Annotated in this window: 1 tRNA gene and 2 rRNA genes; all 3 read left to right on the top strand. The window is 57.4% G+C overall.

What is annotated here, in order from left to right:
* Window positions 1-302 (top strand): 23S ribosomal RNA (locus L610_RS20075); the annotation flags it as partial.
* A 223-nt stretch (window positions 303-525) separates the two neighbouring features.
* Window positions 526-640: ribosomal RNA gene (gene rrf, locus L610_RS20070) — 5S ribosomal RNA — on the top strand.
* A gap of 292 nt (window positions 641-932) precedes the next feature.
* Window positions 933-1,009: transfer RNA gene (locus L610_RS20065), tRNA-Met, on the top strand.

Raw genomic sequence — 1,009 nt, 5'->3', positions numbered from 1 at the left:
TCAGAACGTCGTGAGACAGTTCGGTCCCTATCTGCCGTGGGTGTAGGAATATTGACAGGATCTGTCCCTAGTACGAGAGGACCGGGATGGACGTATCTCTGGTGGACCTGTTGTCGCGCCAGCGGCATAGCAGGGTAGCTATATACGGACGGGATAACCGCTGAAGGCATCTAAGCGGGAAACCCACCTGAAAACGAGTATTCCCTGAGAGTCGTGGGAGACCACCACGTTGATAGGCCGGGTGTGGAAGCGCAGCAATGTGTGAAGCTTACCGGTACTAATAGCTCGATCGGCTTGATTGTTCGCATTGCTCGTATCCATCTTTGTCTCTTCGTCCTCACGGATGCGCGCGGGCTTCGCCCGCTATCCTCCGGACAGGGCGGCCAAACATGGCCGACGGCCAGTCGGCCTTGCGGGCTGCGCCCGAAAATGGCTCAGGACTTAAAACGGTGTCCGGGAACATAAGGCCTTAACCCCTTAGCCCCCTAACCACTTCACCAGCTTCTCTCACATGCTCTTTGCCGACCTGGTGGTTATGGCGGAGCGGCTGCACCCGATCCCATTCCGAACTCGGCCGTGAAACGCTCCAGCGCTGATGGTACTTCGTCTCAAGACGCGGGAGAGTAGGTCGCTGCCAGGTCTGCTAAGCGCATGTGAAAATCTTCTCCTTACGAATAGCCGCCATCACATGGCGGCACACCGGCCGCCACACCAGGCGGCCTTGTCATATCCAGAACAAAAAGTAAGCTAACGCTTACGAAACTTCGCAGGCAACCGCCTGCAAAACATGAGGGCAAATGCCCAAGGTGACGCGGGGTGGAGCAGCCCGTTCGGCCTACAATCGATTCACAGGATCGATTGCTTGACGGCCTCACCTCCTCAGGCTACGCCTGAACTCGCTCCCGGGCTCAAAAGTCCGGCTCTAAAGGTATCGCGGGGTGGAGCAGCCCGGTAGCTCGTCAGGCTCATAACCTGAAGGTCGTTGGTTCAAATCCAACCCCCGCAACCA

Origin of the sequence: Aminobacter sp. J44 (genome assembly GCF_007829415.1) — a bacterium.
Classification (GTDB): domain Bacteria; phylum Pseudomonadota; class Alphaproteobacteria; order Rhizobiales; family Rhizobiaceae; genus Aerobium.
This window is presented reverse-complemented; position numbering and strand designations above follow the sequence as displayed.